Origin of the sequence: Pseudomonas sp. P108, from assembly GCF_032613195.1 — a bacterium.
In the GTDB taxonomy this organism is placed as follows: Bacteria; Pseudomonadota; Gammaproteobacteria; order Pseudomonadales; family Pseudomonadaceae; genus Aquipseudomonas.
Genome location: NZ_CP126691.1, coordinates 5,667,207 through 5,689,578 on the forward strand (window position 1 = coordinate 5,667,207; position 22,372 = coordinate 5,689,578).

Sequence of the window (22,372 nt, forward strand, 5' to 3'; positions counted from 1 at the left end):
AGCCAACGAAGAGAGCGACTGATATGACGCCTTCGCGAGCAGGCTCGCTCCCACATGGAAAACGTTCCTACAGAGGAATCTGAACAATCCTGCTCCATGCGAGGTACTTCGGAACCAGAATCGCGTGCCATACTCCAAGGCACTCCGATTCAGACAGATGAAGCCGCACATGCCCAAAGGATTGATTCGCGCGATTGGCGCCTTGTTGACTGCTCTGGCCCTCTACAGCCTGCTGGGGTTTCTGATTTTGCCGGGCATCGCCCTGCGTGTGGCCAATCAACAACTGGCCAATTACGCAACGGTGCCTGCGCATATCCAGCGTATCGAGCTCAACCCGTTCAGCCTTGAAGTCACCCTGTGGGGACTGGTCATCGGCGAGCCGGGCAAGGAACAGGTCGGCTTCGATCGCCTGTACGCCGACCTGCAAATCGACAGCCTGTGGACCAAAGCCCTGCATCTGGCCAACATCGAGCTGGACAAGCCGAAAACCGAAATCCTTTTCGCCAAAGACGGCAAACTCAACCTGCTCGGCCTGTTCAATGTGCCGGCCAGTGAGCCGACACCAGCCGACCCGGACGCCAAACCGTTCCCGCTGCGCATTGACAACATCAAGCTGGCCGGCGGCGTCGTGCACTTTGAGGACGTGCGCCCGAGCGAGCCCATCGAGTTTCTCTACGACGACCTCAGCTTCGAACTGAAAAACCTCAGCACCCTGCCCGAAGACAGTGCCGACATGACCCTGGTCGCCATCGGCCCGGCCGGTGGGCGGATCGACTGGAGTGGCAATTTCAGCCTGATCCCGTTCACTTCCGAAGGCACCCTGAAAGTCACCGACGGCAAGATGAAAGCGTTCTGGCCCTACGTGCGTGATTCGGTGCCGCTTGTGCTTGAAGACGGTGTGATCAGCCTCAGCAGCGAATACAAACTCAATCTGTCGAAAGAAACCGAGCTGCAACTGAACAACGTGGCGGTGAGCATCGCGCCGTTCGCCATCAAGGCTCCGGATGGGCGGCCACTGGCGAAACTCGAACGCCTGGACGTCAGCGAAACCTCGGTGGATCTGGCCAAGCAACAAGTCGTGGTCGGCAAGATCCGCAGCAACAAACTGGAAACCTGGGCTGCACTCGAAGCTGACGGGCAACTGGACTGGCAGAAACTGTTCGCCAGCCAACCGTCCAAACCTGCCGCCAAAGCCGCCGCAGAACCGGCGAACACGCCAGCCGCTGCCGACTCGCCGAAAGCTGAACCGACTGCGCCGAGCAAGCCATGGCAAGTGCTGCTCAAAGACGTGCAATTGCGCAACTACACCGTGCACCTTGCCGACCGCTCGGCAACACCTGCGGTGGCACTGGACATCACCCCGCTGAACGTCGACCTGCAGGATTTCGACAGCCTCAACGGTTCGCCCTTCAAGCTCAAGCTCGACAGCGGCGTGGGCAAGCAAGGCAAGATCACGGCCGACGGCACCGTCAATCTCGCCCCGGTCAATGCCCAGCTCAATGTGAAAACCCAGGACATCGACCTGCGTGTCGCGCAGTCCTACATCAACCCGTTCATTCGTCTGGAACTGCGCAGCGGCATGCTCGGCAGTGATCTGAAGGTCAATCTCAAGAGCACCGGACCACTGGCACTCAGCGTCACCGGTCGCGCACAAATCGATCAACTGCACACCCTCGACACCCTGAAAACCCGCGACTTCCTCAAATGGCAGCAAGTGGTGGTCGAAGGCCTGAACTATCAGCACGGCGACAGTCTGTCGATCGACAAGGTCAACCTGTTCCAGCCTTATGTGCGGTTCATGATCAACGACGATCGCACCACCAACATCGACGACCTGCTGATCCCGCAACCGGCCGACAGTGGCGCGAAAACCACGACAGCGAAACCGGCCAGCAACGAGAAACCGTTGGGCATTCACATCGGTGGCATCGCGATCAATGACGGCTCGGCCAACTTTGCCGACTTCAGCCTGACGCCGAACTTCGCCACCGCCGTGCAGCAGCTCAACGGCCAGATCGGCACCATCGACAGCCGTCAGGCGAAACCGGCCAGCGTCGAAATCAAAGGCAAGGTCGACCGCTACGCACCGGTGACCATCAAGGGCGCGGTCAATCCCTTCGACCCGATGGCCAGCCTCGACATCGCCACCAGTTTCAAACGCGTCGAGCTGACGACACTGACGCCCTACTCCGGCAAATTCGCCGGCTACCGTATCCGCAAGGGCCGGCTCAACCTTGACCTGCATTACCTGATCACCAAGGGCCAGCTCAAAGCCGAGAACAAAGTGGTGGTCGAGCAATTGCAGCTCGGTGAAAAGGTCGACAGCCCGGATGCCGTGAGCCTGCCACTGAAACTGGCGATAGCGCTGCTCAAGGACGTTGACGGCAAGATCTCCATCGAATTGCCGGTGACCGGCGACTTGAACAACCCGCAGTTCAGCGTGATGCCGATAGTCTGGCAGACCCTGCGCAACCTGATCGTCAAAGCCGCTGCAGCGCCGTTCAAAATGATTGGCGGGCTGATCAGTGGCGGCGGTTCGCAAGACCTAGGCACCGTGTCGTTTGCGCCAGGTTCCAGCGACTTGAGCAAAGATGCCGAAGCCGCGCTGATCAAGCTGTCCCAAGCACTGAAGGAGCGTCCGGCACTGCGCCTGGAGATCGAAGGCACGGCCGCCAAAAGCAGTGACGGCCCGTTGCTCGCCGAGCAGCGTCTGGAACGTGAATACCAGTACAACTACTACAAGATGCTCCAGCGTCGTGGCGATAAAGTCCCGGCTCAGGCGTCGCTGCTGCAAGTGCCAGAGGGCGAGAAAGGCCCACTGCTCGAAGGCATTTACCGCACCCGTCTGAAAACCCAGCCACCGGCCGAATGGAAGGATCTGGGCAAGGAAGAACGCACAGCGAAGATGCGCGACGGCGTGATCCAGTTCTGGAGTGGCAGCGATGTGCTGCTGCGTCAGTTGGGTCAGGACCGTGCCAGCAGCATCAAGGATTATCTGGTCGATAAAGGCCAACTGGCAGACGACCGCGTTTACTTTATCGATGCCAATCTTGGTGAGGCCGAGAGCGACGGCCGCGTGGTGACGCAAATGCATCTGGATGCCGAGTGATGAAGCGTCAATGGCTGGCCACGCTGACACTGGCGCTCGCTGCCAGCCATGCCGTTGCGTCCGATACCCTGCGCTGCGGCAGTCAATTGATCAGCCTTGGCGACCGCTCCAGCGAAGTCCTGCAAAAGTGCGGTGAGCCGGTCAGCCGCGATGTGCTGGGCTACAAGCGCAGCGCCAATCGCCGCGAGGAGTTTCAGGTAGAGGAATGGACTTACGGCCCGAGCAACGGCATGTATCAATACCTGCGCTTCGAAGGCAATCGCCTGCGGCAGATCAGCAGCAAACGCGGCAACTGACCCGACACCGATTCCCCTGTAGGAGTGAGCCTGCTCGCGATAGCGGTCTGTCAGCTAATCAAATTGCTGACTGACACACCGCTATCGCGAGCAGGCTCACTCCTACATTTGTTTTGTGTTGTCTCTGAAATAGAACAAGCCCCGACACAAGTGGCGGGGCCTGTAATGGTCACATCCGTGTGACCGTTCGCATGAACTCTAAAGTTGCGGCAGACGTATTGCTCGGCCCGTCTGTCGCGTCTTCTCCCGGTCCAGGCGAGAAGTCATGCCTTACTCGGCTTTCAGGCCGTCAGCGGAGACCGCTTTAACGCCTTTGATTTTCTTGGCGATTGCAACAGCAACGTCTTTCTGCGATTCAGTTACAGCAGTAGTCGACGACAGCGATACAACGCCTTTGTTGGTTTCTACTTTGATGTCGGTACCTGGAATGCCTTTTTCGGTGACCAGGTCAGCTTTGACTTTGGTGGTGATCCAGGTATCGGAAGTAGCTTCTTTAGCCTGGGTGACTTCACCGGCAGCCAGAGTCATTGGAGCCTGGGTAGCTTGGGTGGATTGTGCGAATGCACCGGAAGCCATGGTCAGGGTCAGCGCGGTAGCAGCAGCGGCAGTGATAGCGAACTTCTTCATACGAGTAACTCCTGTTTTTCTGGAAAGTCTGCTGGTTGTCTTGTCAGCAGGGTTACCAAGGTAGTTGCGAACGCTGTGCCAACTTTTGAGAATCGATAATTTCCTTATAAATCAATAAGTTATCAATTAGCAAAATTTTCGAAATCATGCAATTTGCATGACCTTCGAATTATCGACATGCAAGTTACGGTTTTTCGGAAAGTTCCTAAGGCGCTGAAATTATTGAAGCTTTTGTGAAGTGCCGCGCAATGGAAAATGCCCCGCAGTGCGGGGCATTTTCGAGTACATCACTGACCGCTTATGTACCGCTGGCGGTGCAGCCTTTAGGGGAATAATCCGGAGCAACGGTGGTACCGCAGGTCCATACACCCGCGCCGGTCCCTGAAGAACGAGTCAGGGTGATGGTCTTGCTCAGCACCGGACCCGGGGCATTGAGCAGTGTGCAAGTGATGGTTCCGGCACCGGTGGATGCAGTACCGGATGCGGCGAGTGTGCAGTTGGATGTCGCCGCCGTCGCACTACCCGCAACCAATGTCAGCGTAGGATCGGTGCCTTGATTGATGGTGTCTTCAAACGGCACCTTCAGCGCACTGATCTCCGCCAGCCCCGCCGTTACCTTCGACCGCGCCTGATACTTGGAATACTGCGGCAAGGCGATGGTCGCCAGAATCCCGATGATCGCCACCACGATCAGCAGCTCGATCAGAGTAAAACCTTGTTGTTTTTTCATAGACACGCTCCATGCATGAGTCGAAATCTCATGATCTGCAAGGGAAGCAGCATAGGCCATGCCAACGCCTTCGAAGCCCCGCCCCTTGGGCGCGAACCACATACATCGCCATTTCCTACAACCCGCAACCGCACTATCTGACACTTTTTGTCACCTGCACTGGCCGTGTTTGGCGCTGTCACTTGACTAGGCTATAAGTCATGAACTGCAAGCGTGCGGAATCCCCATGAATGACATCGCTCTGAGCGGTCTGGCCAAGCAATTGGTGCAGGCCGAACTGCTCACGGAAAAAAGCGCCCAGCAAGCCTCGCAACAGGCCCAGCGTAATCGCTTGTCGCTGGTCAGCTATCTGGTGCAGAACAAGCTGGTCAAGAGCTCACAGGTCGCCGAAATCGCCTCCGAGCATTTCGGCATGGCCTTGCTTGATCTCAATTGCCTGGACAAGGAAACCCAGCCCAAAGGCCTGGTCAGCGAAAAACTCGTGCGCCAGCATCACGCCCTGCCCCTGTGGCGACGTGGCAACAAGCTGTTCGTGGGCATTTCCGACCCGAGCAATCATCAAGCGATCAACGACATTCAGTTCAGCACCGGGCTGAGCACCGAAGCCATTCTGGTCGAGGACGACAAGCTCAGCGATGCCATCGAAAAATTCTTCGACACCAACGCCAGCGGTCTGGAGGACATGGCCGATGTCGATCTCGATGGCCTCGACGTCGAATCCATTGACGACAACAAACAGGATGCCATCGCCGGTCTCGACGCCGACGATGCGCCGGTGGTGCGCTTCGTGCACAAGATGCTGCTCGACGCGATCAAGAGCGGCTCTTCCGACTTGCACTTCGAACCCTACGAGAAGAACTACCGGGTAAGGGTGCGCACCGACGGCATTTTGCGCGAGGTGGCCAAGCCACCGATTCAACTGGCCGGGCGCATCGCCGCGCGCCTGAAAGTCATGGCCAGCCTCGATATCTCGGAACGGCGCAAACCGCAGGACGGGCGGATCAAGATGCGCCTGTCGAAAAGCAGGTCGATCGATTTTCGGGTCAACACGCTGCCGACCCTGTGGGGCGAAAAAGTGGTGATCCGGATTCTCGACCCGTCCAGCGCACAGATCGGCATCGACGCGCTCGGCTATGAGCCCGTGCAGAAAGACCTGTATATGGCCGCGCTCAAGCAGCCACAGGGCATGATCCTGGTCACCGGGCCCACCGGTTCGGGTAAAACCGTTTCGCTGTACACCGGCCTGAATATTCTCAACACCGTCGACATCAACATTTCCACCGCCGAAGACCCGGTGGAGATCAACATGGAAGGTATCAACCAGGTCAACGTCAATCCCAAACAAGGGCTCGACTTTGCCCAGGCACTGCGCTCGTTTCTGCGCCAGGACCCGGACGTGATCATGGTCGGCGAGATCCGCGATCTGGAAACCGCCGAGATCGCGATCAAAGCCGCGCAGACCGGTCACCTGGTGCTCTCGACCCTGCACACCAACAGCGCCGCGGAAACCCTGACGCGCCTGCACAACATGGGCATTCCCGGCTTCAACATTGCCACCTCGGTCAGCCTGATCATCGCTCAGCGTCTGGCGCGCAAACTGTGCAGTCACTGCAAGAAAGCCATCGAGATCCCCCGCGAAACCTTGATCAAGGAAGGCTTCCCCGAGGAACGCATCGGCCATTTCACGATCTACGAGCCGGTCGGTTGCGATCACTGCAACGGCGGCTACAAAGGACGCGTGGGGATTTATGAAGTGGTAAAGAACACACCAGAGCTGCAACGTTTGATCATGGCCGAAGGCAACTCGCTGGAAATCGACCTGCAGATGCGCCGAGACGGCTTCGACGACCTGCGCACCTCCGGGCTGCACAAGGCCATGCAAGGCATCACCAGCCTTGAAGAAATCAACCGGGTCACCAAGGACTGAACATGGCGGTCAAGGCAGCGAAAATCAGTATTTATGCCTGGGAAGGTACGGACAGGAAAGGCAGCAAAGTCACCGGTGAACTCAGTGGACAGAATCCGGCACTGATCAAGGCCCAACTGCGTAAACAGGGGATCAGTCCCGGCAAGGTACGCAAAAAATCCGCGTCGTTGTTGAGTTTTGGCAAACGCATCAAGGCCCAGGACATCGCCCTGTTCACCCGGCAGATGGCGACCATGATGAAGGCCGGCGTGCCGTTGCTGCAGTCGTTCGACATCATTGGCGAAGGCTTCGAAAACCCGGCCATGCGCAAGCTGGTGGACGAGGTCAAACAGGAGGTCGCGGCCGGTAACAGCTTCGCCACAGCCCTGCGCAAGAAGCCGCAGTATTTCGACGAGTTGTATTGCAACCTGGTCGATGCCGGCGAGCAGTCCGGCGCCCTCGACACGCTGCTGGAACGGGTCGCAACCTATAAGGAAAAAAGCGAACGGCTCAAGGCCAAGATCAAGAAAGCCATGACCTACCCCACCGCCGTCGTACTGGTCGCAGCGGTCGTGACCGGAATTCTGCTGGTTAAAGTGGTGCCGCAATTCCAGTCGGTATTCTCGGGGTTCGGTGCAGAGTTACCGGCCTTCACCCTGATGGTGATCAGCCTTTCGGAATTCATGCAGCAATGGTGGTGGGCGATTCTCGGCGCGCTGGTCGCGGCGATTTTCGGCACCCGTCACGCACTGAAAACCTCCCAGGCGCTACGTGATCGCAAAGACACCTGGCTGTTGAAACTGCCCTTGGTCGGCACGCTGATGTACAAGTCAGCGGTAGCCCGTTTCGCTCGAACCCTGTCGACCACGTTTGCTGCCGGTGTGCCATTGGTGGAAGCGCTCGACTCGGTGGCCGGCGCTACCGGCAATGTGGTGTTCAAGCGTGCCGTGCTGCGCATTCGCCAAGACGTCTCCACCGGCATGCAGCTGAATTTTTCGATGCGCAGCACCGGAGTCTTTCCCAACATGGCCGTGCAGATGACCGCGATTGGCGAAGAGTCGGGGGCGCTAGATGAAATGCTCGACAAGGTTGCAGGCTTTTACGAGGAAGAAGTGGATAACATGGTCGACAATCTCACCAGCCTCATGGAGCCGTTCATCATGGTCGTGCTGGGGGTGATCGTCGGCGGGCTGGTGGTAGCCATGTACCTGCCGATTTTCCAACTCGGCTCAGCGATCTGACATGCCTATCGACGAACTGTTCGCCCTGTATCCGCTGGCCTTTGTCTTTACCGCCCTGTTGCTCGGTCTGGTGGTCGGCAGCTTCCTCAATGTGCTGATCTGGCGCCTGCCGAAAATGCTCGAACGCGATTGGCGTCAGCAAGCCCACGACGTGCTCGGTTTGCCCGGCGAAACGCCGCTGTCGACCTACAACCTGATGCTGCCGCACTCTGAATGCCCGCACTGCGCCCACCGGATCCGCGCGTGGGAAAACATTCCGCTGCTCAGTTATCTGTGGCTGCGGGGGCGCTGTTCGGCGTGCGCTGCACCTATCAGCAAACGCTATCCGCTGACCGAACTGGCCTGCGGGCTGCTCTCGGCATTCATTGCCTGGCACTTCGGTTTCGGCTGGCCGGCGTGCCTGCTGATCGTCCTCACCTGGGGTTTGCTGGCGATGAGTCTGATCGACACCGAACATCAACTGCTGCCCGATGTGCTGGTGCTGCCGTTGCTGTGGCTGGGGTTGATCGTCAACAGTTTCGGCGTCTTCGTACCGTTGCACGATGCACTGTGGGGCGCGGTGGCCGGTTATATGGCGCTGTGGTCGGTGTTCTGGCTGTTCAAGCTGCTGACCGGCAAGGATGGCATCGGCCACGGTGATTTCAAGCTGTTGGCGCTGCTCGGTGCCTGGGGTGGCTGGCAGATTCTGCCGCTGACGATTCTGTTGTCATCACTGGTCGGCGCCATTATCGGGGTGGTTTTGCTACGCCTGCGCGAACAGAAAACCTCGACGCCGATCCCCTTCGGCCCCTATCTGGCCATTGCCGGCTGGATTGCCTTGCTCTGGGGTGGTCAAATAACCGACTTCTATTGGCTGTTTGTCGGTTTGAAATGAATACCCCTGTGGAAAAACCCTGGATTCTCGGCCTCACCGGCGGCATCGGCAGCGGCAAAAGCGCGGCGGCCCAGCACTTCATCGACCTTGGCATTCATGTGGTTGACGCCGATCACGCGGCGCGCTGGGTGGTTGAGCCGGGGCGCCCGGCGCTGGCAAAAATAGCCGAACACTTCGGGCCTGGCGTTTTGCAGGGCGACGGCACGCTGGATCGCGCCGCCCTGCGCAAACTGATATTCGAAGTGCCGGAAGAACGCCGCTGGCTCGAAGCCCTGCTGCATCCGTTGATCGCCGAGGAAATCGCTCATCATCTGGCGCTGGCAAAATCGCCTTACGCGATACTGGTTTCGCCGCTGTTGATCGAATCCGGGCAATACGCAATGACCCAGCGCATCCTGGTGATCGACGCTCCGCAACAACTGCAAATCGAACGCACCTTGCAGCGCGACCAGACCAGCGAGCAGCAGGTTCAGGCGATCCTCAAGGCCCAGTCGAGCCGCGAAGACCGTGTGAGCCGTGCCGACGACGTAGTGGTCAACGACCGCGACCTCGCCTGGCTGCACAGTGAGGTCGAGCGCCTGCATCACTTTTACCTGACTTTATCCGGAGGCCAAGCATGAGCCAGATCCCCACCGTTGAATGCCCGACCTGCGGCGCCCCCGTGGAATTCACCGCCGAAAACAAGTTTCGGCCGTTCTGCTCTGATCGCTGCAAGCTGATCGACCTCGGCGCCTGGGCATCGGAAGAACACAAGATTCCGGTCGCACCGGATGCCGAGGATGAACTGTTTTCCGGCGATTTCGATCCGCGCCACTGATCCGATCAGGGCCGCATAAAGCCGTAGTCCTGATCGTCGTCGAGGTTTTCCGCGAGAAAACGCAACTCGTCGGCCAGGTCTTCGGCGTTGCGCACGGCCTTGCTCTGCTGCACCACCGCACTGAGCAAGGCGCGCAAACTCAACCCCGGGTCAAAGCCCACCTCCTGCGCCATGTCCAGACTCTGCCGGGTTTCCTGCCTCGCCCACTCGTAAACACTCATGCCGCTGCTCCTGAAGGGATTTGCGCGAGCATGAAATTTCCCGCGCATGGCGGGTTTGATATGGATCAAGACTTGGGATCGTCGTCCTTCCACGGCGCCGAAAGGTAGCGCGTGCGATTGAACGTCTCCAGCCATTCCGGGCAGAACACCACCAGCGCGCTGACGACCATGCCGTTGATGAACGCCTCGGGAAACAGCAGCAGCCACAGATAACCGACGAAATCTTCCAGCCACTCCGGCATGGCGAAAATACCGTCGTACCACAGCAGCGTCAGGCTCAGGATCAGGCACAACAACGCTGAAAGCGCGGCGGCAAAAAAACCGGAGCAGAAGATATAAACGAACGGATTACGTGGCTGTGCGCGCTCGACGACGATCGCCACGCATTCGGTGATCAACACCGGTAACAGAATCAGCAGCGAACCATTGACCCCGATGGCCAGCAGATCCTGACGGCCCAGTAGCACCAGACCGATCTGCGCGACCAGACCACCGACAATCGCCAGCGGCCAGTCCAGCAGCAATGTAACTGCCGTCATGCCGATGAAGTGATAGGACACACCCGTGTCGAAATCCCTGCGCACCAGCCACAACAGAAACAACGCGAACACCGTCCCGAACAGCAGGTGCTGACGCCGACTGTCGCTGAACAACTCGACCCACGGCGCGCGCACAATCGCCCAGAGCAGCACCGGCACATAAATCAGCCAGCCGAGCGTCAGGCTCGCCGAGGACAACAGTTCAGCTCCAATCATGACCCTCACCTTTGCGACGACGCATTCCCTGTAGGAGCTGCCGAAGGCTGCGATCTTTTGATCTTGCTCCTTTAAAATCAAAAGATCGCAGCCTTCGGCTGCTCCTACAAGAGCTCGATGACGCGGCGGTTTGTAAGCATCAGCCCAAGCAAAGCTTTCTGCTTGTCGCATTTGAACGCTAAGCTTGGGCCTATGGATGACTCAGATTATTTACGCCTGCTGACCATCGCGGCCGAGCAGGCCAACGCCTTTCTGTCCAATGCCCGCAAATGGGAGCGTGAGCGTTGGGTCTGCCAGCGCCTGCTGCAAGGCCTGAACATTCCCTACCGCGCCGACGAATTCGCACCAGCCGGCGAGCCGCCGGACGTGCTGTTTCGCGATGCCAATTTCGAGGTGTTCTTCGTGCTCGACGAGGGGCGTCGGCTCAACGACGAATGGCGCGATGAATTGCAGCGCCGACGCAGCGCCTTTTCCCTCAGCCAACTGGTGCGCCGCGAAGCCAAGCCGAAACGCATTCCTGCCAATGAATTCCTGCTGCGACTGGCGCCGACCTTGCGCAAGAAGGCGCACAACTACAAAGAACGTGGCATGGATCTGGGCGAACTGGACATCATCGCCTTCGCCAGCCTCAAACGAGAAGTACTGGACTTGAACAGCCATTTTCCGCCACCTACCGAATATCTGCGTCAGGGTTGGCGCTCGCTTTCTCTGGTCGGCCCGACCTTCGCCCGTGTGCTGTTCGCCCATCCGGACGCACCGGACTTTCTGCGTAGCAACCTCGGTCGCAGCATTGTTTTTGATGTGGGAATCAGCCTGTGACACCACTTCAGCAATTGATCGCCGATGTGCCGCAGACTGGGCGTGTACGCTGGATCGGCGTGCGCCCCGAGTCGCGCGGGCCGATGATCGAACTCGATGCCGTGGAGGCGCGCCTGGAAGCAGGACTGACCGGCGATCACGCCCGCCCCGGTGTGCGCAACGCACGGCAGGTGACGCTGATTCAGTGGGAACATCTGGCGGTGATCAACGCCTTGATGGGGCGCCCCGACAATCAACCGGTGAAACCTGAAGATCTGCGGCGCAATCTCGTTATCAGCGGTATCAATTTGTTTAGCCTCAAGGGTCGGCGCTTTCGCATCGGTCAGGCAATATTCGAAACCACGGGCTGGTGTCAGCCTTGCGCACGTTTGCAGAACAACCTTGGCCCCGGCACCTTTCAAGCCGTGCGCGGGCATGGCGGAATTACCGCGCGGGTGTTACAAAGCGGGATTATTCGCCTCGAAGACCGGGTCAGCGTCGAGCCGGTTCCGGACAGCGGCTATGCTGCGTTCAACCCCGGATAAAAACCGCTGTAGCTTCTGCCCATTCAGCAACGTCTACCTGACGAGGCAAATATGACCAGCCGCCTGAACCCTGAAGACCAGAAACATGTCGAAGAGTACCTGCAACTGTCCCAACACCGAGTCGAGCGCCGGCCTTTCCGGCCGTGGATGCTCCTCGTGCTGGTGCTGGCAGTGACCATTGGTCTGGGCTTGTTGAGCCGCTTTATCAGTTACCTGACGCTATGAGCAGCTTGGCGCTCGCTTGGGTAACCGCACCGATTTCCTTTAAAAACCTTGCGAGTTATCCCTATGTCCCATCGTATTGTTATTGTCGGCGGCGGCGCCGGCGGTCTGGAGTTGGCTACCCGCCTGGGTAAGACTCTGGGCAAGCGCGGCACAGCCAGTGTGATGCTGGTCGACGCCAACCTGACGCACATCTGGAAACCGCTGTTGCACGAAGTGGCCGCCGGATCGCTGAACTCCTCCGAAGACGAACTCAACTATGTTGCCCAAGCGAAATGGAACCACTTCGAGTTTCAGTTGGGGCGCATGAGCGGGCTTGATCGCGCACAGAAGAAAATCCAGCTGGCAGCGACCTACGACGAAAACGGTGTAGAACTGGTGCCTGCACGCGAAGTGCAATACGACTCGCTGGTGATCAGCGTCGGCAGCACCACCAATGATTTCGGCACGCAGGGCGCGGCGCAGCATTGCCTGTTCCTCGATACCCGCAAACAGGCCGAGCGCTTCCACCAGCAGCTGCTGAATCACTATCTGCGTGCCCACGCCGGGCAAACCGATGTGGTCGAGCAGATCAGCGTGGCGATTGTCGGCGCTGGTGCGACGGGCGTTGAACTGGCTGCCGAACTGCACAACGCCGCCCATGAACTGGCGGCGTATGGTCTGGACCGGATCAAACCGGAAAACATGCACATCACCCTGATCGAAGCCGGGCCACGGGTGTTGCCTGCCCTGCCGGAGCGCATCAGCGGGCCGGTGCACAAGACCCTGGAAAAGCTCGGGGTCAATGTGATGACCAACGCTTCGGTCAGCGAAGTGACCGCCGACAGCCTGATCACCGCCGACGGCAACGAGATCAAGGCCAGCCTGAAAGTCTGGGCAGCGGGCATTCGCGCGCCGGGTTTCCTCAAGGACATCGATGGCCTGGAAACCAACCGCATCAATCAACTGCAAGTATTGCCGACCCTGCAAACCACCCGCGACGAGAACATCTTCGCCTTCGGTGACTGCGCCGCGTGCCCTCAACCGGGCACCGATCGCAACGTACCGCCACGTGCACAAGCGGCGCACCAACAGGCGTCGCTGCTGGCCAAATCGCTGAAGCTGCGCATCGAGGGCAAGACCCTGCCGGAGTACAAGTACACCGACTACGGCTCGCTGATCTCGCTGTCGCGTTTTTCGGCTGTGGGTAACTTGATGGGCAACCTGACCGGCAGCGTGATGCTCGAAGGCTGGCTGGCGCGGATGTTTTACGTGTCGCTGTATCGCATGCACCAGATGGCGCTGTACGGGCCGTTCCGCACGGCGATGCTCATGCTCGGCAGCAAAATTGGCCGAGGCACCGAACCGCGCCTGAAGCTGCATTGATGTAAGACCTGTAGGAGTGAGCCTGCTCGCGATAGCGATTTGTAAGTCAACATCATTGTTGAATGACAAATCGCTATCGCGAGCAGGCTCACTCCTACATTTGATTTGTGATTCTGTCTCGTAGTGTATCTGCGCCCTCCTTATCGCCCTTCGCTTACAAACTCTCCCGCTGCGCGACACAGTCGCGATACACCGCCACCGCTTAATGGCCACACCCGAGCAACACCTGCTCAGGCAATCGTCCTTAACGTGTGGTTGCACAGCGCAGCCAGGAGAATGTAAATGTCCCGTACTTCGACCCTCGGTAAAAAATCCATTGGCCTGATCGGCGCCGCACTGGCTGGCGGTCTGATGTTGTCCGGTTCGGTGTTTGCCGCTCAACCACTGGCGCAGGGCTACATGGTCGCTTCGGCGGAAACCTCGGTGAAAGCGCCGGAAGGCAAATGCGGTGAAGGCAAATGTGGCGATGCTTCGATGGCCAAGACGGACAGCGATGGTGACGGCAAGGTTTCCCGCGCCGAATTTCTGAAAGTCGCGCCGAAGTCCGACTTCGACAAGATCGACACCAACCATGACGGCTTCATTGACGAGCAAGAGGCCTACGACAACGTGAAGGCCAACTTTGAAGCCAACGGCAAGAAGATGCCAAAAGGCCTGTTCGAACACCTGAAAGATCAAGACGGCGCCTGATCAGCGGAAAAAACCAAGCCGCGCTTCTCCTGAGAGAAACGCGGTTTTTTCACGTCTGCCGTTTTACAACTGAAAGCGCCGCACCATGCCTTGCAAGGCGTTGGCCAGTTGCGACAACTCGTGGCTGGAGGCACTGGTCTGGTCGGCACCGGCGGCCGAGCGTACCGACAAATCCCGAATGTTCACCAGGTTGCGATCCACTTCCCGCGCGACTTGCGCTTGTTCTTCCGCAGCGCTGGCAATGACCAGATTGCGCTCATGGATCTCATGCACCGACGCGGTAATGGTCTGCAGCGCCTCACCGGCACGCTCAGCCAACGCCAGGGTGGTCGTCGCACGCGCGGTACTGGCCTGCATCGAATCCAGCGCCAGGCTCGAACCGCTGCGCATGCCCTGGACCATCTGCTCGATCTCCTGCGTCGATTGCTGCGTACGATAAGCCAAAGCCCTTACTTCATCGGCCACTACGGCAAAGCCTCGCCCGCTCTCACCGGCCCGCGCGGCTTCAATCGCTGCGTTGAGCGCCAGCAGGTTGGTCTGCTCGGCAATCGCCCGAATCACGTCGAGCACCTTGCCGATGTCCTGCGACTGGTTGGCCAGTGATTGCACCAACTCGCCGGTCTGTTGCACATCGCTGGCCAGAGCATTGATGGCCGTGGCGGTCTCACTGACACGCACCTGGCCCAGATGCGCCGACTCGCTGGACTGGCGAGTCGCGTCAGACGTCGACACCGCATTGCGTGCGACCTCTTCCACCGCTGCCGTCATCTGGTTGACGGCGGTCGCGGCCTGTTCGATTTCGTTGTTCTGCTGCTGCAGCCCCTGCGTGCTGTCGAGCGTTACCGCGTTAAGCTCATCGGCAGCGGTGGCCAGTTGCGTGGCCGAGCCGCTGATGCCTTGCAGCGTCTCACGCAGGTTCTGCTGCATGGTCGCCAGAGCCTTGAGCAAGCGACTGACTTCATCGTTGCCATGGGTCTCGATCGTTCGGGTCAGATCACCCTGCGCGACACTTTCTGCTGCACTCACGGCACTGCTCAGCGGCCGAACGATGCTGCGCGTGAGCATCATCGCCAGTGCCACCGTGGCCAGTGCGGCCAAGGCAATGAACAAACTGACAATCGTCCGCGAATTTTCGTAGTGCGCAGCGGACTTATGGCTTTCGGCGGCGACCTGTTTGGCGAACAGATCCGCCAGGTCGTTGAGTTGCTTGCCGGAGCCATCGACCACGGTTTTCATGTCGACCAGCAACAACCTGGTCAGCTCATCACGCTTGCCTTGCTCGGCGAGGGCGAAGGATTGAGCGATGCCACTGCGATAGGCAGCGAAGGTTTTCTTGAACTGGTCGTATAGCTGCTGGCCTTCCGGGGTGTTGACCAGTTTGTCGTAAGCGGCGATTTTCTCGCTCAGCTCTTTGTCGCGGGTGTCCATCTGGCTGCGGTAAGTCGCAATGTTGGCCGGATCCTGATCCAGCGCCATGCGCAGCGAGATGGTGCGGATGCGCAGCATGATCTCGCGAATCTCGTCGCCACCACGAATGCTCGGCAACCACTGATTTTCTACCGCGACCTCGCTGTCACGAATACTCGACATCTGCCCGAGCGCAAAAACGCCGAGCAAGGCCACCAACACCGCGATCAGGGCGAACCCCAGGGCCGCCCGGGGAGCAATATTCAACTGACGAAGCAACATGACGAACGCCCTTATTCTTGTATTGGCCAGATTCAAGGGGCGAAGCCATGGCAGTCCCCTCGTGTTAGCGGGCTATCGGCAGGTTGTATGATGACTTGAAGGGGAAATGAGTTTTTGTCGGACAAAAAAAATCCCCGTATCTTTCGATACGAGGATTTTTAATATGGTCGGGGTAAGGGGATTCGAACTCCTGACATCCTGCTCCCAAAGCAGGCGCGCTACCGGACTGCGCTATACCCCGGTAAAAAAAAGGCGACCTTTCAAAGATCGCCTTCTTCGATCAGCGCTTTTGGCCTCTGATCTTAAGATTCGATCCCAGCGTTAACTGGTTTCAAAAATGGTGGGTCGTGTGGGATTCGAACCTACGACCAATTGGTTAAAAGCCAACTGCTCTACCAACTGAGCTAACGACCCAAAAATGGTCGGGGTAAGGGGATTCGAACTCCTGACATCCTGCTCCCAAAGCAGGCGCGCTACCGGACTGCGCTATACCCCGGTTTGAAATTGGCTCCGTGACCAGGACTCGAACCTGGGACCCAATGATTAACAGTCATTTGCTCTACCGACTGAGCTATCACGGAACTACATATTTCAATTTACAACGGTGAAACTTGTTGCTTCCAGTCACTCGTTCGCATCGCTGCGTTCGTGTGTCTGAGGCGCGCTATTCTACAACCTAGAACACCTCTGTCAACCCCCTAAATTGCTTTCAAGTTAATGATTTGCAACTTATTTCAGATTTCAACTCAGTGAGCTGAGACCGTCTTGGCGACTGACTGCGGGGCGCACTTTACAAGCCTTTTCCTTTGAGTTCAACAGCCTAACGAAAAAAAAGGCCCCACAATGTGGGGCCCTCCTTTTTTCATTGGCGTTTGGACTCAGTTGAAAACGATTTCGTCGCTCTCGACCTTGCCGGTCGCCGTGTCGCCTGGCATGAAGTGACCCGAGAGGATCAACTGTGCCAACGGGTTTTCGATCCAGCGCTGAATCGCCCGTTTCAAAGGACGTGCGCCATACACCGGGTCGTAACCCACCGCGATCAGCTTGTCCATCGCTTCCGGGCTGAGCTCCAGCTTCAGCTCGCGCTCGGCCAGACGGCTGCGCAGACGACCCAACTGGATCTCGGTAATGCCCGCGATCTGATCCCGTGCCAAAGGCTCGAAGATCACCACTTCGTCGACCCGGTTGATGAACTCCGGACGGAAGTGCGACGTCAGCGCATCCATAACTGCAGCACGCTGCGCCTCGCGATCACCGACCAGCTCCTGAATCTGCACAGAGCCGAGGTTCGAGGTCATGACGATCACGGTATTGCGGAAGTCCACCGTGCGACCATGGCTGTCGGTCAGGCGACCATCTTCAAGCACTTGCAGCAAGATGTTGAACACATCCGGGTGCGCCTTCTCGACTTCGTCCAGCAGGATCACCGAATAAGGCTTACGACGTACCGCCTCGGTCAGGTAACCACCCTCTTCGTAACCGACGTATCCCGGTGGCGCACCGATCAAGCGAGCCACGGAATGCTTCTCCATGAACTCGGACATATCGATCCGCACCATCGCCTCTTCAGTATCAAAGAGGAATTCGGCCAGCGCCTTGCACAGCTCGGTTTTACCGACACCGGTCGGGCCGAGGAACATGAACGAGCCGCTCGGACGATTCGGATCGGACAACCCGGCACGTGAACGCCGTACTGCGTTAGCGACGGCGACCACCGCTTCTTCCTGGCCGATAACGCGTTTGTGCAACAGGCTTTCCATCTTCATCAGTTTGTCGCGCTCGCCTTCGAGCATTTTCGACACGGGAATGCCGGTCCACTTCGACACGACTTCAGCGATTTCTTCTTCAGTCACCTTGCTGCGCAGCAACTGGTTTTCGCTCTTGCCGTGCTGATCGACCATTTGCAGGCTGCGTTCCAGATCCGGGATCACCCCGTACTGCAACTCGGCCATGCGGTTGAGGTCGCCTTTACGGCGCGCAGCTTCCAGTTCCTGACGCGACTGTTCGATCTTCTGCTGAATCTGCGCAGAACCCTGCACCTCGGCTTTTTCCGAGTTCCAGATTTCTTCCAGATCGGAATACTCGCGTTCGAGGCGGACGATTTCTTCCTGGAGTTTTTCCAGACGCTTCATTGCCGCTTCGTCGCTTTCTTTCTTCAGTGCCTGGGACTCGACCTTCAACTGAATCAGGCGACGCTCCAGACGATCGAGCACTTCCGGCTTGGAGTCGATTTCCATGCGGATGCGGCTGGCCGCCTCGTCGATCAGGTCGATGGCCTTGTCCGGCAACTGCCGGTCAGTGATGTAGCGATGGCTGAGCTTGGCCGCCGCAATGATCGCGCCGTCAGTGATCGCCACCTTGTGGTGAACCTCGTAACGCTCTTTAAGGCCGCGCAGGATCGCGATGGTGTCTTCTTCGCTCGGCTCATCCACCAATACTTTCTGGAAGCGTCGCTCGAGCGCCGCGTCCTTCTCTATATATTGGCGGTACTCGTTGAGCGTGGTCGCGCCAACGCAGTGCAACTCGCCGCGAGCCAGTGCTGGCTTGAGCATGTTGCCGGCGTCCATCGAGCCTTCGCCTTTACCCGCGCCGACCATGGTGTGCAGTTCGTCGATGAACAGAATGATCTGCCCTTCCTGCTTCGACAGCTCGTTGAGCAGCGATTTCAGGCGTTCTTCGAACTCACCGCGATACTTGGCACCGGCAATCAGCGCGCCCATGTCCAGCGAGAGCAGACGCTTGCCTTTAAGGCCGTCCGGCACTTCGCCGTTGATGATGCGCTGGGCCAGACCTTCGGCAATCGCGGTTTTACCCACGCCAGGCTCACCGATCAGCACCGGGTTGTTCTTGGTGCGGCGTTGCAGAACCTGAATGGTGCGACGGATTTCGTCGTCACGACCGATCACCGGATCGAGCTTGCCGTCCTCGGCGCGCTTGGTCAGGTCGACGGTGTATTTATCCAGCGCCTGCCGCGACTCTTCATGGTTGGCATCATTCACCGCTTCGCCGCCACGCAGATTGTTGATCGCGTTTTCCAGGGCTTTCTTGCTTACGCCCTGGCCGAGCAGCAACTTGCCGAGCTTGCTGCTCTCGTCCATCGCCGCGAGCAGCACCAATTCGCTGGAGATGAACTGGTCACCCTTCTGTTGAGCCAGACGGTCAGCCTGGTTAAGCAGGCGCGCCAGATCCTGCGACATGTTGACGTCGCCGGTGGGGTTCTGGATTTTCGGTAATTGGTCGAGCTCTTTGGTCAGCTCTTTACGCAAGCTGTTGACGTCGAAGCCCACCTGCATCAGCAGAGGTTTGATCGAACCACCCTGCTGTTCAAGCATGGCTTGCATCAAGTGCGCCGGCTCGATGGCCGGATGATCGTGGCCGACTGCCAACGACTGGGCGTCGGACAAGGCCAACTGTAATTTGCTGGTTAAACGGTCTATTCGCATAAGTCACCTTCCTTTTGAGCAGGCCGGACCTAAAAACCATCCTGAATAAAGAAACCTGCCAGATACCGCTATAGATGCGGTCGATTCTGCAAGATTCAAGCGTCAGGCAGTTGATGCAGATCAGACAGTCTAGCGGGTGAGCCAGATAAGGGAGGCAAAGCGACCGGTGCGTGGGGCACGGCGATAAGAGAAGAAGCGTAGATCGGTCACGGTGCAGAAACCGCCACCATAAACAGCGGTGACACCGCGTTCAGCCAGACGCAGGCGCGCCAGCTTATAGATGTCAGCCATGAACTTGCCGGCATTGTCGCTCGGTACGAACGCTTCTGCTGCTTCAGGCAGTTGATTGATGAAGACTTCCCGTACTTCCGGGCCGACTTCAAAGGCTTTGGGGCCAATGGCCGGACCGAGCCAGACCAGCACCTCTGCAGCCGGAACATCGAGGCTGTCGAGAGTTGCCTCAAGCACGCCCGCCGCCAGACCACGCCAACCGGCATGAGCGGCCGCGACACGCGTGCCGGCACGATCGCAGAACAATGCCGGCAAACAGTCTGCCGTCATCGCCGCGCAGGCAATGCCCGGCGTTGCCGTCCAGCTGGCATCGGCGGTCGCGACAATGCCCGGATCAGCATGCGCCACGGCAATGCCGTGTACTTGCTGCAACCAGGCAGGCTGTATAGAGAATTGCTCGGTCAGGCGCCGACGGTTCTCGGCCACAGCCTCAGGACGATCATCAACATGATCGCCCAGATTGAGGCTGTCGAACGGCGCCTCGCTGACACCGCCCTCGCGGGTGGTGACGCAGGCTTTGACGCTGGCCGGCGCAGGCCAGTCCGGCGTCAGCCAGTTCATCCGACGAATGCCTCGCGATCCTGCTTGAGCAGGGTCAGCAGCCAGACGAAATCTTCTGGCAGCGGCGATTCCCAGCTCATGCGTTCACCGGTCGTCGGATGATCCAGCTCAAGGAAGCGCGCGTGCAGGGCCTGACGCGGGAAATGCTTGAGCGATTCAACCATCGTCGGGTTCGCCGCTGGCGGAATGCGGAAACGACCGCCATACGCCGGATCACCGACCAACGGGAAGTTGATGTGCGACATGTGCACGCGAATCTGGTGAGTACGACCGGTTTCCAGTTTCACCCGTACATGGGTGTGGGAACGGAAGCGCTCCAGCACGCGGTAGTGACTGACGGCTGGCTTGCCGCCTTCCATCACCGCCATGCGCTGGCGCTGCTGGCCGTGACGACCGATCGGGGCGTTGATCTTGCCACCCGCGGTGACCACACCAATCACGATGCACTCATAGATGCGGCTGACGCTGCGACTCTGCAACTGAGTAACCAGTTTGGTCTGCGCCTGAATGGTCTTGGCCACCACCATCAGACCGGTGGTGTCCTTGTCCAGACGATGCACGATGCCGGCGCGCGGGACATTGATGATGTCCGGCACGTGGTGCAGCAAGGCGTTGAGCAAGGTGCCATCGGCGTGACCGGCAGCCGGGTGCACCACCAGGCCCGCAGGCTTGTTGATCACCAGGATGTCGTCGTCTTCATAGACGATGTCGAGTTCGATGTCCTGGGCGATCCACTCGCCCTGGGCTTCCTGCTCGGCAGTCAGCTCAAGGATGGCACCGCCGTGCACGATGTCGCGCGGGCGGATGACCGCCCCGTCCACAGTCAGGCGACCTTCTTTGATCCAGGCGGAAAGGCGCGAGCGAGAGTGCTCAGCGAAGAGTTGGGCAGCGACTTGATCGAGGCGTTGGCCGCCCAATTCGGACGGCACCTCTGCGCGAAGTTCAATTTTATCGGACATGCTCTGACTGTGCGTCGGCACAGCTTTTGGTTTCGGCTGCGCGCTTGTGGTTAAATACGGCGTCTTTTGCCCCGAGGCTTTTCAACGGGGCGCTCATCATAACAGGACGGCCCCGCCCAAGACAGCGGCCGTCATAGGGACGCAAGCCGCCATGCAAGTGAAACACCTGCTGCTGATCGCCATCCTCGCATTGACCGCTGCTTGCTCATCGAAGGAAGTCGTAGACGAAAACCTCAGCGAAGCCGAGCTGTATCAGCAGGCTCAGACTGACCTGGACAACAACAGCTACACCAGCGCCACAGCCAAGCTGAAGGCTCTGGAGTCGCGTTATCCGTTCGGTCGCTACGCCGATCAGGCACAGCTGGAGCTGATCTACGCCAACTACAAGAACGCCGAGCCGGAAGCTGCAAAGTCTGCCGCCGAGCGTTTCATTCGTTTGCACCCGCAGCACACGAACGTGGATTACGCGTACTACCTGAAAGGTCTGACCTCTTTCGACCAGGACGTCGGCCTGCTGGCGCGCTTCCTGCCGCTGGACATGACCAAGCGTGACCCGGGCGCCGCGCGCGACTCGTACAACGAGTTCGCCCAGCTGACCAGCCGCTACCCGAACAGCCGCTACGCGCCGGACGCCAAGCAGCGCATGATCTACCTGCGCAACCTGCTGGCGGCCTACGAAATTCACGTGGCCGACTACTACCTGACCCGTCAGGCTTATGTAGCCGCAGCCAACCGTGGTCGTTACGTCGTGGAAAACTTCCAGGAAACCCCATCGGTCGCCGACGGCCTGGCGGTAATGACTGAAGCCTATCAGCGTCTGCACCTGGACGAACTGGCGGCCACCAGCCTCGAAACCCTGAAGCTCAACTACCCGAACCACCCGAGCCTGCAAGATGGCCAGTTCGTGCCACGGGTTGCCGAAGCCGACAACCGTTCGTTCCTGAGCAAAGCCACTTTGGGCCTGATCGAATCGCGTCCACCGCTGCCGCCGGGAGAAACCCGCGCCAACCAGGACGTGCAGAAGCAGTTCCAGGACGCGAAAGACGCGATCCCGAACGAGCTCAAGCCTAAGGACGAAAACGGCGACGTGATCGAAGAACCGGAGCCTGAGTCGAGCAGCACCGACCGCTCGTGGTTCAGCTACATGACTTTCGGCGTGTTCGACTGATCGCACCGGCAGTAGAGAAAAGGGAGATCTGCGGATCTCCCTTTTTTATTGCCACGCATTAATAG

The 22,372-nt window shown here is 58.7% G+C and carries 21 protein-coding genes, 4 tRNA genes and 1 pseudogene; 13 read left to right on the forward strand and 13 right to left on the reverse strand.

The window, feature by feature from the left end:
- Window positions 1-157: 157 nt before the first annotated feature.
- Both QOM10_RS24945 and QOM10_RS24950 read left to right on the forward strand, forming a co-directional pair.
- Window positions 158-3,109: a DUF748 domain-containing protein gene (locus QOM10_RS24945; protein ID WP_316917123.1), complete on the forward strand. Its 2,952-nt coding sequence runs from the start codon at window positions 158-160 to the stop codon at window positions 3,107-3,109.
- On the forward strand, window positions 3,109-3,405 hold the full coding sequence (locus QOM10_RS24950) for a DUF2845 domain-containing protein (protein WP_316917124.1): 297 nt from the start codon (window positions 3,109-3,111) through the stop codon (window positions 3,403-3,405). The genes QOM10_RS24945 and QOM10_RS24950 overlap by 1 nt, the downstream gene beginning before the upstream one ends.
- A gap of 270 nt (window positions 3,406-3,675) precedes the next feature.
- Here QOM10_RS24950 and QOM10_RS24955 read toward each other — a convergent pair whose 3' ends face one another.
- Window positions 3,676-4,032 carry a BON domain-containing protein gene (locus tag QOM10_RS24955; RefSeq protein ID WP_047600285.1) on the reverse strand — a complete coding sequence of 119 codons (357 nt, stop codon included), beginning with the start codon at window positions 4,030-4,032 and terminating at the stop codon, window positions 3,676-3,678.
- Between the two features lie 298 nt (window positions 4,033-4,330).
- The gene (locus QOM10_RS24960; RefSeq protein WP_034153877.1) at window positions 4,331-4,762 is read right to left on the reverse strand and encodes a pilin; all 432 of its coding nucleotides are present in this window, start codon (window positions 4,760-4,762) and stop codon (window positions 4,331-4,333) included.
- A gap of 226 nt (window positions 4,763-4,988) precedes the next feature.
- On the opposite strand from QOM10_RS24960, the gene pilB reads away from it, so the two are divergent.
- Genes pilB through yacG form a run of 5 tightly spaced genes read left to right on the forward strand, consistent with a single transcriptional unit; the run spans window position 4,989 to window position 9,600 of the window.
- Window positions 4,989-6,689, forward strand: a complete 1,701-nt coding sequence (gene pilB / locus QOM10_RS24965; RefSeq protein WP_150774961.1) for a type IV-A pilus assembly ATPase PilB — start codon at window positions 4,989-4,991, stop codon at window positions 6,687-6,689.
- A gap of 2 nt (window positions 6,690-6,691) precedes the next feature.
- A complete protein-coding gene (locus QOM10_RS24970; RefSeq protein ID WP_127929816.1) occupies window positions 6,692-7,909 on the forward strand; it encodes a type II secretion system F family protein in 1,218 nt (405 codons plus the stop codon).
- Between the two features lies 1 nt (window position 7,910).
- Window positions 7,911-8,783, forward strand: a complete 873-nt coding sequence (locus QOM10_RS24975) for a prepilin peptidase (RefSeq protein WP_150751695.1) — start codon at window positions 7,911-7,913, stop codon at window positions 8,781-8,783.
- Complete coding sequence (gene coaE / locus QOM10_RS24980; RefSeq protein ID WP_122607921.1) at window positions 8,780-9,403, forward strand: dephospho-CoA kinase; 624 nt, start codon at window positions 8,780-8,782, stop codon at window positions 9,401-9,403. The genes QOM10_RS24975 and coaE overlap by 4 nt, the downstream gene beginning before the upstream one ends.
- The gene (yacG, locus tag QOM10_RS24985; RefSeq protein ID WP_007909902.1) at window positions 9,400-9,600 is read left to right on the forward strand and encodes a DNA gyrase inhibitor YacG; all 201 of its coding nucleotides are present in this window, start codon (window positions 9,400-9,402) and stop codon (window positions 9,598-9,600) included. The genes coaE and yacG overlap by 4 nt, the downstream gene beginning before the upstream one ends.
- A gap of 5 nt (window positions 9,601-9,605) precedes the next feature.
- On the opposite strand, the gene QOM10_RS24990 is transcribed toward yacG, so the two are convergent.
- Window positions 9,606-9,821 (reverse strand): hypothetical protein, encoded by a 216-nt coding sequence (locus QOM10_RS24990; protein WP_007909901.1) that lies wholly within the window; start codon window positions 9,819-9,821, stop codon window positions 9,606-9,608.
- A gap of 65 nt (window positions 9,822-9,886) precedes the next feature.
- Window positions 9,887-10,576, reverse strand: coding sequence for an energy-coupling factor ABC transporter permease (locus QOM10_RS24995; RefSeq protein ID WP_150774964.1), 690 nt, complete (start codon window positions 10,574-10,576; stop codon window positions 9,887-9,889).
- Between the two features lie 192 nt (window positions 10,577-10,768).
- On the opposite strand from QOM10_RS24995, the gene QOM10_RS25000 reads away from it, so the two are divergent.
- The 5 genes from QOM10_RS25000 (at window position 10,769) to QOM10_RS25020 (ending at window position 14,196) form a co-directional block, all read left to right on the forward strand.
- Window positions 10,769-11,395, forward strand: a complete 627-nt coding sequence (locus QOM10_RS25000) for a DUF1780 domain-containing protein (RefSeq protein WP_007909887.1) — start codon at window positions 10,769-10,771, stop codon at window positions 11,393-11,395.
- The gene (locus tag QOM10_RS25005; protein ID WP_150751697.1) at window positions 11,392-11,919 is read left to right on the forward strand and encodes an MOSC domain-containing protein; all 528 of its coding nucleotides are present in this window, start codon (window positions 11,392-11,394) and stop codon (window positions 11,917-11,919) included. The genes QOM10_RS25000 and QOM10_RS25005 overlap by 4 nt, the downstream gene beginning before the upstream one ends.
- A 51-nt stretch (window positions 11,920-11,970) precedes the next feature.
- Window positions 11,971-12,144: a DUF3094 domain-containing protein gene (locus QOM10_RS25010; protein ID WP_007909875.1), complete on the forward strand. Its 174-nt coding sequence runs from the start codon at window positions 11,971-11,973 to the stop codon at window positions 12,142-12,144.
- A 63-nt stretch (window positions 12,145-12,207) separates the two neighbouring features.
- Window positions 12,208-13,506 carry an NAD(P)/FAD-dependent oxidoreductase gene (locus QOM10_RS25015; protein ID WP_016986237.1) on the forward strand — a complete coding sequence of 433 codons (1,299 nt, stop codon included), beginning with the start codon at window positions 12,208-12,210 and terminating at the stop codon, window positions 13,504-13,506.
- 282 nt (window positions 13,507-13,788) lie between these two features.
- Window positions 13,789-14,196, forward strand: a complete 408-nt coding sequence (locus QOM10_RS25020) for an EF-hand domain-containing protein (RefSeq protein WP_127929823.1) — start codon at window positions 13,789-13,791, stop codon at window positions 14,194-14,196.
- 63 nt (window positions 14,197-14,259) lie between these two features.
- Here the strand turns inward: QOM10_RS25020 and QOM10_RS31425 are convergent, their stop codons facing one another.
- From QOM10_RS31425 to rluD, 9 genes and pseudogenes are all read right to left on the reverse strand, one after another.
- Window positions 14,260-15,123 (reverse strand): methyl-accepting chemotaxis protein, encoded by an 864-nt coding sequence (locus tag QOM10_RS31425; RefSeq protein ID WP_371044025.1) that lies wholly within the window; start codon window positions 15,121-15,123, stop codon window positions 14,260-14,262.
- Window positions 15,115-15,885, reverse strand: a pseudogene (locus tag QOM10_RS31430) (MCP four helix bundle domain-containing protein); the annotation flags it as partial. The pseudogene QOM10_RS31430 and the gene QOM10_RS31425, both read right to left, overlap by 9 nt.
- Window positions 15,886-16,049: 164 nt before the next feature.
- Window positions 16,050-16,126, reverse strand: a tRNA-Pro gene (locus QOM10_RS25030).
- Between the two features lie 97 nt (window positions 16,127-16,223).
- Window positions 16,224-16,299, reverse strand: a tRNA-Lys gene (locus tag QOM10_RS25035).
- A 5-nt stretch (window positions 16,300-16,304) separates the two neighbouring features.
- Window positions 16,305-16,381, reverse strand: a tRNA-Pro gene (locus QOM10_RS25040).
- Window positions 16,382-16,390: 9 nt separating this feature from the next.
- Window positions 16,391-16,466 (reverse strand) — tRNA-Asn (locus tag QOM10_RS25045).
- Window positions 16,467-16,763: 297 nt separating this feature from the next.
- Window positions 16,764-19,328, reverse strand: a complete 2,565-nt coding sequence (gene clpB, locus QOM10_RS25050) for an ATP-dependent chaperone ClpB (protein ID WP_127929824.1) — start codon at window positions 19,326-19,328, stop codon at window positions 16,764-16,766.
- Window positions 19,329-19,457: 129 nt separating this feature from the next.
- The gene (pgeF, locus tag QOM10_RS25055; protein WP_316917126.1) at window positions 19,458-20,180 is read right to left on the reverse strand and encodes a peptidoglycan editing factor PgeF; all 723 of its coding nucleotides are present in this window, start codon (window positions 20,178-20,180) and stop codon (window positions 19,458-19,460) included.
- Window positions 20,177-21,139, reverse strand: a complete 963-nt coding sequence (rluD, locus tag QOM10_RS25060; protein ID WP_016986220.1) for a 23S rRNA pseudouridine(1911/1915/1917) synthase RluD — start codon at window positions 21,137-21,139, stop codon at window positions 20,177-20,179. Before rluD ends, pgeF begins: the two co-directional genes overlap by 4 nt.
- Window positions 21,140-21,290: 151 nt before the next feature.
- Here rluD and QOM10_RS25065 point away from each other — a divergent pair, with 151 nt between their 5' ends.
- Window positions 21,291-22,307 (forward strand): outer membrane protein assembly factor BamD, encoded by a 1,017-nt coding sequence (locus QOM10_RS25065; RefSeq protein ID WP_316917127.1) that lies wholly within the window; start codon window positions 21,291-21,293, stop codon window positions 22,305-22,307.
- Window positions 22,308-22,372: the final 65 nt, after the last annotated feature.

Bases quoted from the DNA above. Each gene is read 5' to 3' on its own strand.
- QOM10_RS24975 (WP_150751695.1), top strand. From the start codon at position 7,911: ATGCCTATCGACGAACTGTTCGCCCTGTATCCGCTGGCCTTTGTCTTT.
- QOM10_RS31425 (WP_371044025.1), bottom strand. From the start codon at position 15,123: ATGCAGCAGAACCTGCGTGAGACGCTGCAAGGCATCAGCGGCTCGGCC.
- coaE (WP_122607921.1), top strand. From the start codon at position 8,780: ATGAATACCCCTGTGGAAAAACCCTGGATTCTCGGCCTCACCGGCGGC.
- QOM10_RS24955 (WP_047600285.1), bottom strand. From the start codon at position 4,032: ATGAAGAAGTTCGCTATCACTGCCGCTGCTGCTACCGCGCTGACCCTG.
- QOM10_RS25015 (WP_016986237.1), top strand. From the start codon at position 12,208: ATGTCCCATCGTATTGTTATTGTCGGCGGCGGCGCCGGCGGTCTGGAG.
- yacG (WP_007909902.1), top strand. From the start codon at position 9,400: ATGAGCCAGATCCCCACCGTTGAATGCCCGACCTGCGGCGCCCCCGTG.
- QOM10_RS24950 (WP_316917124.1), top strand. From the start codon at position 3,109: ATGAAGCGTCAATGGCTGGCCACGCTGACACTGGCGCTCGCTGCCAGC.
- QOM10_RS25020 (WP_127929823.1), top strand. From the start codon at position 13,789: ATGTCCCGTACTTCGACCCTCGGTAAAAAATCCATTGGCCTGATCGGC.
- rluD (WP_016986220.1), bottom strand. From the start codon at position 21,139: ATGTCCGATAAAATTGAACTTCGCGCAGAGGTGCCGTCCGAATTGGGC.
- QOM10_RS25010 (WP_007909875.1), top strand. From the start codon at position 11,971: ATGACCAGCCGCCTGAACCCTGAAGACCAGAAACATGTCGAAGAGTAC.
- clpB (WP_127929824.1), bottom strand. From the start codon at position 19,328: ATGCGAATAGACCGTTTAACCAGCAAATTACAGTTGGCCTTGTCCGAC.
- QOM10_RS25065 (WP_316917127.1), top strand. From the start codon at position 21,291: ATGCAAGTGAAACACCTGCTGCTGATCGCCATCCTCGCATTGACCGCT.
- QOM10_RS24970 (WP_127929816.1), top strand. From the start codon at position 6,692: ATGGCGGTCAAGGCAGCGAAAATCAGTATTTATGCCTGGGAAGGTACG.
- QOM10_RS24995 (WP_150774964.1), bottom strand. From the start codon at position 10,576: ATGATTGGAGCTGAACTGTTGTCCTCGGCGAGCCTGACGCTCGGCTGG.
- QOM10_RS24960 (WP_034153877.1), bottom strand. From the start codon at position 4,762: ATGAAAAAACAACAAGGTTTTACTCTGATCGAGCTGCTGATCGTGGTG.
- QOM10_RS24945 (WP_316917123.1), top strand. From the start codon at position 158: ATGAAGCCGCACATGCCCAAAGGATTGATTCGCGCGATTGGCGCCTTG.
- QOM10_RS24990 (WP_007909901.1), bottom strand. From the start codon at position 9,821: ATGAGTGTTTACGAGTGGGCGAGGCAGGAAACCCGGCAGAGTCTGGAC.
- pilB (WP_150774961.1), top strand. From the start codon at position 4,989: ATGAATGACATCGCTCTGAGCGGTCTGGCCAAGCAATTGGTGCAGGCC.
- pgeF (WP_316917126.1), bottom strand. From the start codon at position 20,180: ATGAACTGGCTGACGCCGGACTGGCCTGCGCCGGCCAGCGTCAAAGCC.
- QOM10_RS25000 (WP_007909887.1), top strand. From the start codon at position 10,769: ATGGATGACTCAGATTATTTACGCCTGCTGACCATCGCGGCCGAGCAG.